Below are 9446 nucleotides of genomic sequence, written 5' to 3' on the forward strand. Positions count from 1 at the left end.
AGGCTTTGCAAGAGGCTACTTTGGCTAGAATAGAAGCTGAACAACGGGCGGAAGCGGAAAAACAACGGGCGGATGAATTGGCAGCATTATTAAATCAATATCGCGAGCAATTTGGGGATTTACGTTAATCAAGTAAATAACTGATCACAACCCTGATAAAATACATCAGGAATAATGGGGGGGTTTTCATTGACGGGGGGTACAGCCATCACCCCCAACTCCTCCCGGGGGAGGGGGCTTGAGAATGTGCTGGTCTAAGAAATCTGCTAGAGTAAAAGTTAGTAGTTAATTGAGATGATTTACTATTGACAAATCCCGGAACTTGACTTATGATGAAATCATGGGAAAATGTGGCGGCATATATAAGCCAAAATTAATAATCCTGTTATTGAGACTGCTAAAATATCTAAAGACTAATAACTGTTAAGATGCAACCCGTAGATTATACCACGCTGATAGGGTCTTGTTGTGAATTGCGGTCTAACTGGTTACCAGCAAGACTTGAACAGGTGTATCAGCGCGATCGCTTTACTATTTCTCTCGCCCTACGAACGCTGAAGGGTAGGGGCTGGTTAGACATTTCTTGGCATCCCCAAGCGGCACGAATTTGTATTTCTACGCCGCCGCCACGGGTTGCTGATACGTTCACATTTAGCGACCAATTGCGACACCAACTGAGTGGTTTGGCTTTAGTAGACATTGCGGAAGTTGCGCCCTGGGAAAGGGTTTTAGACCTGCAATTTGCGAAGCGTCCGGGAGAAGCGGCGCTCTGGCATTTGTATGTAGAAATAATGACGAAATATAGCAATGTTATTTTAACGGGAAAAGATAACTTAATTGTGACGGCGGCGCACCAAGTGAGTTCTCAACAGTCTAGTGTGCGTCCGATCCAAACAGGCGATCGCTATGAATTACCGCCCGGTCTGACTGACCCCATTCCTAAGCTAGAAGAACCCCTAGAAAAGTGGCAAGAAAGAGTTAGTTTAATTCCCGATTTGCTGAAACGACAATTAATGAAAAGCTATCGAGGTTTAAGTTCGACTTTAGCAGTGGGTTTAATGGCGGCGGCGAATTTGGAAAGCGATCGCACTACGGACAGTCTAAGCAATGAAGAATGGGAAAAACTATTCCAGCAGTGGCGACAGTGGTTAACAGCGTTAGAAACTGGTAAATTTGAACCGGTTTGGACAGCCACAGGTTACAGCGTCATGGGTTGGGGAAAGATAGGGGAAAGTCCGGCGAATGTGCAGGAACTTCTCAATGAGTATTACACCCAGGAATTAAACGGTCAGGAGTTCAGACAATTACAGCATCAAATCAGCCAAAAATTGCAGACACTCCTAAAGAAATTGGGGGTAAAGTTAGCGGAATTTAACCAGCGCCTACAACAGTCAGAAAAAGCGGATTTATATCGTAGTCAAGCGGACTTATTAATGGCTAGTTTACATGAGTGGCAGCCGGGAATGAAATCAATCACCCTCGCTGATTTTGAAACATCTGCACCTGTAAAAATTCCCCTAGAACCGGAAAAAAATGCGGTGCAAAATGCCCAAAGTCTCTATAAACGCCATCAGAAAATGAAACGCGCCCGCATGGCGATCGCTCCACTAATTGAAGCTGTCCGGGAAGAAATCAACTATCTGGAACAAGTAGAAGCAGCCCTATATCAAGTTGCTAATTATAGAAAACCGGGAGATTTGCAAACCCTGACAGAAATTCGAGGGGAATTAATCGAGGAAGGATATCTAACAATTCCCGACTATCGCCCCCAAAACTTAGGAACAGAAACGGAATTTTATCGGTATGTAACCCCTGGTGGTTTTGAGTTATTAGTAGGTCGGAATAATCAACAAAACGATCGCCTCACATTTCGGGTAGCCACGGACTATGATTTATGGTTTCATACCCAGGAAATTCCTGGAAGCCATGCTTTATTAAGGCTACCAGCGGGACAGGTTCCTGATGATAATGATTTGCAGTTTACGGCTAATATCACGGCCTATTATAGCCGCGCGCGTCAGAGTGAACAGGTCCCCGTCATTTACACCCAGCCGAAATATGTTTATAAACCCAAGGGGGCGAAACCGGGAATGGTTATCTATAAAAATGAACAGGTTTTATGGGGTGTACCTCAACAGGCGATCGCCCTTTTGGGGCTAGATGGCTAAAAAGTTAATTTTTTTAAAAAATGTTGTGCTTTTTGTTACAATGCAATGGAGAGGTTTGAGAATTTATACCCGCTACTGAAGGCGGAACGCCCAGCTCGGGTATCCTCAAATCACAACAACAACGGTATCCTTATTTAGCGTGACCAGTCCCCGTCAGGAGTCTGGTCATTTTCATTAAGCCTGACCGGGAAGGCGATCGCAACGGATCTCTATCATAAATCCATCGGGGTCATACAAGTAGATACCGCGACCTGTGGGGCGGCTGATAGGTCCTCTGGCGATCGCGACATTATGATTCTGTAAAGCCTCAACAGCCGTATCAAAGAGAGTCGGATCAATATCAAAAGCCAAATGATTGGCCCCAGTAAACTCATGGGTCGGGTCAGGGTGGGGAGGTTGTAGGTTAGGTTCCGAAAATAAATCAATCACTGTGCCATCTCCGGTGACAAAGTTGGCTACTTTTCCGGCTGCAACTAATGATTTGAGGGTGCTGGGAACCTCATCCCCGGTTAGTTCATGGAGTCCCAGGACTTTGCCATAAAATTGACGAGAAGCCCGGATATCAGCAACATTTAAGGCGATATGATGGACGCGACGTAGCATCCCAGCGGTTAAGCACTTTTGATTATGATTGGAGATAGTCTGCATGGCGAAAACTCCGCAAAATAGCTATTGATCCATTCTAGCTAAATTAGTAGATAACGGGGGTGATATCTGGGGAGATTTTCTCAATTTTTGATTGATTATTAATGGGATGTAATTATAGCATATTTATTCCCGAAACGCCAGCCCAAATCAGTGGCAAAAAACCAGCAGAAGACCAATAGTTAGAGGATTCCGGTTGACCACCCCACGATTATCCTCTGTCACTATGGGGAAAAATTGCTATAATTGCGGATCATATTCAACCCATCAACTGGACCCTTGACAAATATTCTATGGTAAGACCAATTTTTAATAGCATTAAAATTAGTGCGATCGCCTTAATGTTAATAGGGGTAGGATTCCATTTTCCCACCCTTTCCGCCGCCGCCCAAAATCAGTCCGAAGAAGTAGATCTAGGAGTTCTCGATCCCTTTGCGCCTAACCCCCTGCTGAGTCAAGAACCTGACCCTTTATTACCTAACCCCCCCAGAGACGGAAATATCCTCAGTGAAAGTGAACAAGAAACCCTCGCCCCTGAACTCGATCGCCTGAACGCCGAAGCCACGGCTCTCCTGGCGGCGGGAAATGCGATCGCTGCTTTTGAATTATGGACTAGGGAACTGCGTTTACGTCGCTATTTCGGACCTTTGGAAGAAATCGCCGCCCTAGAAAGAGTCGGGTTAATTTCCTGGGAAAATGGTCAGCGTCTCTACTTGGAATTTATTACGGATCGCCTCCATCAAATTCTCCTCAACAGCCCCGATCAGACTATTTTAGAAGCCCTAGGAAATGCCTTTCAAACAGTCCGCGCCAAAGATTATGGAATCCAAGCCTATCAGAGGCTGTTAGAAATTTATGCAGAAGATAATATCTGGCAAAAAGAAGGATGGTTAAATGCGATCGCTGTGATTTATCTTAACTGGTTAGACTATCCCCAAGCAGCGGCGGCTTACCGAGAATTACTGCGAACTCAACAACAGATCGAAAACCTGCGCCAACGGGGAGAACTACCGCCGCCGCCACCACCCATAGCCAACGGAAACCCCCCACCTTCGCGATTACAATCTCTCCGAAATTTAGCATTTATTTATGAACAAATGGGGGAATTTTTAGAAGCGATCGCCACTCGTGAGCAACTGGTTGAATATCATCTTGGACAGTCCAATTTAGGGCCGATTCCCGACCTCAAAATAGCGATCGCCACCAACCATGAACAACTCGGTCAATTCCAACAAGCTGGTCAAGCCTATCAACAAGCCTATCAGTTTGCCATAAATATCCAACAATTTGAGAATGCTAGTATCGCCCTCGCGCGATTAGCGCAACTTTATATGGAACAAAATCAAACTGAAACCGCCTTAGAATTATATCAAGCTAAACTACTGGTTAATCAACGTTCCTTCAATTTTTTTTCCATGATGAACACCTATGATAGTATAGGAGAAATCCATCGGCAAAAACAAGCATATCCCCAAGCATTACAAGCCTTTCAAAGAGCCTTACAACTCGCCCAACAACTCCAACACAAAGAGGATTATTTTCTCGCCAAAATTGATGAAATCAACCGCCAAATTAGATAAATAATTCCCCCTTAGCAGAGTATTTGATACCCTTTGAAAAAGTCATCAATTGTCCCGCTCAAAATCTAGTAGTTCTGGTTTTCAGTAAATTACAACCCACCAAAATTGAACTTATAGACAACAAAAATGTCAATAAACTGCCAGGACGCAGTATAATTCTGGCGTGTAGAAATACCAAGATAATTCCCAGCGATAGCAGTATCCAACCCAAATTTCCAGTTTCCCTAGGAAAAGAGATCAAAGCCACCAAACCAGAAACCATCAACAAAACACTCCCAGCGGTTGACATACTTCCGAACAAATTGAGTGACAACCTAGTAGCGACTATGATATTCTGACCGAGAAAATAAATCCCCAATAACACTAGCGCCAATCCTACCAATGGTGTTATAATTTTCATAACTCTCCATGACCTTGGTTAATTTGTGTTAATGCTAGTCTAGCATTTTCCTCATACCAATGGGGAAGAGTCTTTCACCCCGGAGAGTTGGTGAGAGTTGCTTTCCGTCCGGTCAACCCCTCACGTAAAACTCATGAAAATTCCCCACCAGTATCTCAACCTCCATTGTAGACTAAAATCATAGACTAAATAGATTGGTTTCTGGTGAGGAGTGTAACCTAGGGGGAATTGGCTGATATATTACTAAGCACCAACGGACTCTTTAGCCGCATACATGACTTCTAAGGTAATTTCTTGGAAACCGCGATCGCGGGCGAATTTCTCCGTGTTGCGCTTGACCTTACCCCGCACAAAACCGGGAACCTTATTTAATTCCGCCTGAGCATCTTTAGACCAACTCAAATCAGAATCAGCGGAAATTCCCTTAGTAATCACTTCCTTGGTATCATGACCACCGAAGATTTCCAACAGGTGATCTTCCATACCCAAGGTAAAGGAATTATACACCAAATCAGCAATCTGATTAGTTCCCTCATAGCCTAAAAATGGCTTATATCCAATGGGGAAATTTTGGATATGAATAGGCGCAGCAATGACACCACAAGGGATATTTAAACGCTTCCCAACGTGGCGTTCCATTTGAGTACCAAAAATAGCAGCAGGTTCAAGACGAGCGATCGCATCAGCGATCGCACCATGATCATCACTAATTAAAACCTGATCACAGTATTCGCTAACTTGCTGTTTAAACCAGTCCGCATCATACTTACAATAAGTTCCAGCCAAAACCACATGAATACCCATTTCCCGCGCCAGAATTTTAGTCATAGCCGCCGCGTGGGTATTATCCCCAAACACCACCGCTTTTTTACCAGTTAAATTCTGGCAATCAATCGAACGAGAGAACCAAGCCGCCTGGGAAACATACAGAGTTTGATTATTGATATATTCTTCATAATCCACACCAGCACCTTGAGCATTAATCAACTCTTGAATTTGGCGGATACACCGCGCAGTTTCTACCACCCCCATAGGAGTTATATCAACATAAGGCGTTCCAAATTCAGCCTGTAAATATTCAGCCGTCATCATTCCCAATTCCCGATAGGGAACTAAGTTAAACCAAGCGCGAGACAGATTTTTGAGGTTATGAACTGATGCGCCTTCCGGGATTACCTCATTTACCTGAATTCCCAAATCTGCCATTAACCGTTTTAATTCAGTACAATCATGTTGATTATGGAAACCTAGGGTAGACATTCCCAGAATATTAACCGAAGGTTGCGCCGTTTTTCCTTCCGGTAAATCCCCTTTTTTTCGGGCTTTTTCAGTATAGAATTGGACAATTTGTTGTAAGGTGCGATCGGCCGCCTGTAGTTCATTAACCCGATAGTGATTAACATCTGCTAACATCACATCCCCTTGAGCGTCCAACTGAGCGCGTTCTACAAAATTCGCCAAGTCTTCTTGCAGAATACTAGAGGTACAGGTAGGGGTCAAAACAATTAAATCTGGGTTTTCTTCCCGATCTTTACGAACAATATTATCAACGACTTTTTCCTGGGAACCGCGCGCCAAGACGTGGCGATCGACGATACTAGCTGTTACTGGGGTGTAGTCCCTTTCCCGTTCTAACATAGACCGCATTACATTAAAGTAATCATCCCCCAAAGGAGCGTGCATAATTGCGTGTACATTCTGAAAAGAACTAGCAATGCGGAGTGTCCCAATATGAGCAGGTCCTGCATACATCCAGTAGGCTAATTTCATACAATTTTCTCCCTTATTTATAATTACTGATCACGGGTTCTGGTGATAGTCTCAATCTGCCAATTTATCGACAGTACCGAGTAAAAACACCTATTTTCCTAGACGATACATTCAGGCTCTAGTGATTCAGTCTGCCACTTAAATAACCATTTGATGATGGGATGCAATGATTCTTATATTTATTGTTGAGATTTGTAAAGATTTCGGCAATTCCCTTGACAAAATTACCCAGATTATCCCACAAAAAATAATGGGTAAAATTTCTCATGCTCTATCACCTATATATCCCCCATCTGGCTCCCTAACGGTTGCTTTGTGATTAAACTAATTCGCTCGTGAAGCTAAAAACCCGATTTCTCCCTAGTTGTTTGGCTTGATAAAGAGCAGCATCAGCAGCAGCAATTAGAGTTTTAGTGGAGGTTAAATAAGTGGGGACTTGACTACTGACACCTAAACTTAGAGATACATAGGGAGAGACTTTTGACTGAATATGAGGGAGTTGTTTATCCTGGACTGCTAGACGGATTTTTTCAGCGATCGCCTCCGCTATTTCCAAATCAGTTTCAGGTAATACTACCGCGAACTCTTCCCCCCCATAACGAGCCACTAAAGCATTAGACTGCTCAACATTTTGATTGATAATTTGGGCGACATTTTTTAAGCAATCATCCCCGGTTTGATGTCCATAATAATCATTATAGTATTTAAAGTAATCGATATCCAACATAATTAAAGATATGGGAAGTCTGACTCGATAATGTCTCTCCCATTCTACCTGTAGAAAATCATCAAATCTCCGACGGTTAGAGATTTGGGTAAGCTGATCAAGATTTACCAACATTTGCAGTTCCAGGTTGGTTTCTTGTAGCTGTGCTTCTGTCTTTTTTAACAGTTCAATTGATACTTGGTGAACATATAATTGAGCCATCAGTAACTGTTGGGTATCTAACAATCTAAAATAGCCATGATTAATCTGTACCACTAACGGCTCATATAGTTCTTCTGTCGAACGATTTAAGGCTGCACCAGCGGCTTCAGCAATTAAAACATTAGCAGGTAAGATTAAAGGTTGAATCCTTAAAAAACGGTACATAGACCGCAGAGGACGGGTCAAAAATAGTTCTCTCCCATAGGGACGGCTGAGGGTACGCCAGAATTGTCGCTGAGAAATTATCCCCACGAACTCATCAAAATTATACAGTAGAACGCCGGGAAGACTGCCATCATTTTCAAAAATTTTAGCCAGCACATTTCCCGGCTGATTGATATCTGTTCGGATATCATAAAGCCTTAAATCCTGGAGAGTAGATTCTATATGAAGGTGGTCCATCATCACAAATTATAAAGGTTAACGATGATTCGCGACCTAATCCATTAAAAGCTGTGATTTCACCTCCATTAATTTAACGGATAACCCTGGGTAAAAACATTTGTAAACTCAAAGCCACAGTCAAGATGATAGCGATAATAGCTCCAGAAGGGATAGTAAACATACCGAACCAATGTAGCATTCCCATAGTGGTTAGTAACTGTCCTAACCCGGGGTTCCCTGGACATTGAAAATCCATACCAGTTGCGGAACACCCCAAGACATTAGCCAACCCGATCGCCAGAATAGCGATCGCCAAAGGAGTAATCATATAAATCAGGGAAACCCCGATCAGAATTACATTGATTTTGATCCACATTTTGCCTCGTCTGCTCTATAAAACTTAAACAAAACCGGACATAGCCGGATATTGATGTTTATTTCTTGCTTCGTCCGGGACTGTCGGCAGCACCCCGTCCACAAGTGTAATCGTCTGAACCAGGCGATTTTTCTAAATTTCTACTGGCGTTCAAATCTCTATCAATCTTCAAGTCACAGTTCTGACATTCAAAAGTCCGACGGACTAGGGGCATTTTTTGACGATAACCGCAATTAGAACAAAGTTGACTGGATGGATAAAATCTATCGGCAATAATCAACTTTGAACCATAACGTTCTGCCTTGTAACCGAGTTGACGACGGAACTCATAAAATGAAGCATCAGCGATAGAACCAGCCAAACCATGATTTTTCAGCATACCTGACACATTCAAATCTTCAATGACGACTTGGCTGTGGTTCTTAGCCAAGAAAGTAGTTATTTTATGAATCGTGTCCCGCCGAATGTTTGCTACTCTTTGATGTAGCTTTTGAACTTTTAAGAGACATTTGGCCCAATTTTTCGAGCCTTTGACTTTGCGACTTAAATGACGTTGTAATCGAGCTAGTTTTTTGGTCGTTGCTTTATAAGCCTTGGGATTAGAGAATTGGGTCCCATCGGAGCAAGTCGCCAAATTGTTAATTCCTAGGTCAACCCCGATTCTCTCTCGATATTTCGGTGTGATTTCTGGTGTGATTTCTACGAAAAAGCTCATATACCAGTCACCTGCTTGGCGCGTTATAGTGACTTTCTTAACCCAACTTTCGGGTAGAGCCTCAAATGTAGAAACCCAGCCCACAAAAGGCAGCTTATGGCGAGTTCCTGACAGATTGAATGGCTTTCCGGAATTGTCAAGGGTAAAGCTATCATGGTAGCCTTTCTTCTTAAATTTAGGATAACTGCTTATTCCCTTGAAGAAGCGCTTAAAGGCATCCCCTAGATTAATGAAGGCATATTGATAAACTTTAGAAGACAATTCGGACATCCAAGGATATTGAGGTTTCACATAATTAGTAAAAACCTTTTTAATGGAGTTTATATTAGGCTTGAGTCCCTCTTCATAAGCTGACCTCCATAAGTGTAATCCCCAATTAAACACGAACCGAGCATAACCCGCGTGTTTGGCCATCAAGGTGGCTTGACGGTCATTGAGTTTTAGTTTGGTTCGGAAAGCTTTGTAAGGTTATGGTCGAAC

General features: G+C 43.0%; 8 protein-coding genes. 2 read left to right on the forward strand and 6 right to left on the reverse strand.

The genetic code is table 11. The annotated features are described in order from the left end of the window. The first annotated feature begins 428 nt into the window (after positions 1 to 428). The gene (locus P5683_RS18525) at positions 429 to 2168 is read left to right on the forward strand and encodes an NFACT family protein (protein ID WP_006623284.1); all 1740 of its coding nucleotides are present in this window, start codon (positions 429 to 431) and stop codon (positions 2166 to 2168) included. A 174-nt stretch (positions 2169 to 2342) separates the two neighbouring features. Here the strand turns inward: P5683_RS18525 and P5683_RS18530 are convergent, their stop codons facing one another. Then, the gene (locus tag P5683_RS18530; RefSeq protein WP_006623285.1) at positions 2343 to 2816 is read right to left on the reverse strand and encodes a VOC family protein; all 474 of its coding nucleotides are present in this window, start codon (positions 2814 to 2816) and stop codon (positions 2343 to 2345) included. 290 nt (positions 2817 to 3106) lie between these two features. Here P5683_RS18530 and P5683_RS18535 point away from each other — a divergent pair, with 290 nt between their 5' ends. Next, the gene (locus tag P5683_RS18535) at positions 3107 to 4393 is read left to right on the forward strand and encodes a tetratricopeptide repeat protein (RefSeq protein ID WP_315641997.1); all 1287 of its coding nucleotides are present in this window, start codon (positions 3107 to 3109) and stop codon (positions 4391 to 4393) included. Positions 4394 to 4451: 58 nt separating this feature from the next. Here the strand turns inward: P5683_RS18535 and P5683_RS18540 are convergent, their stop codons facing one another. The 5 genes from P5683_RS18540 to P5683_RS18560 all read right to left on the reverse strand — a co-directional run bounded on the left by P5683_RS18540 (position 4452) and on the right by P5683_RS18560 (position 9380). Beyond that, positions 4452 to 4793 (reverse strand): hypothetical protein, encoded by a 342-nt coding sequence (locus P5683_RS18540; RefSeq protein ID WP_193520755.1) that lies wholly within the window; start codon positions 4791 to 4793, stop codon positions 4452 to 4454. 243 nt (positions 4794 to 5036) lie between these two features. Then, the gene (bchB, locus tag P5683_RS18545; RefSeq protein WP_315644976.1) at positions 5037 to 6563 is read right to left on the reverse strand and encodes a ferredoxin:protochlorophyllide reductase (ATP-dependent) subunit B; all 1527 of its coding nucleotides are present in this window, start codon (positions 6561 to 6563) and stop codon (positions 5037 to 5039) included. A 319-nt stretch (positions 6564 to 6882) separates the two neighbouring features. Further along, the gene (locus P5683_RS18550; RefSeq protein ID WP_006670228.1) at positions 6883 to 7896 is read right to left on the reverse strand and encodes a GGDEF domain-containing protein; all 1014 of its coding nucleotides are present in this window, start codon (positions 7894 to 7896) and stop codon (positions 6883 to 6885) included. A gap of 70 nt (positions 7897 to 7966) precedes the next feature. Then, positions 7967 to 8251, reverse strand: coding sequence for a hypothetical protein (locus tag P5683_RS18555; RefSeq protein ID WP_006670227.1), 285 nt, complete (start codon positions 8249 to 8251; stop codon positions 7967 to 7969). Positions 8252 to 8309: 58 nt separating this feature from the next. Beyond that, a complete protein-coding gene (locus P5683_RS18560; RefSeq protein ID WP_315644977.1) occupies positions 8310 to 9380 on the reverse strand; it encodes an RNA-guided endonuclease TnpB family protein in 1071 nt (356 codons plus the stop codon). Positions 9381 to 9446: the final 66 nt, after the last annotated feature.

The organism is Limnospira sp. PMC 1279.21 (assembly GCF_032349615.1).
GTDB classification, from domain to species: domain Bacteria; phylum Cyanobacteriota; class Cyanobacteriia; order Cyanobacteriales; family Microcoleaceae; genus Limnospira; species Limnospira fusiformis.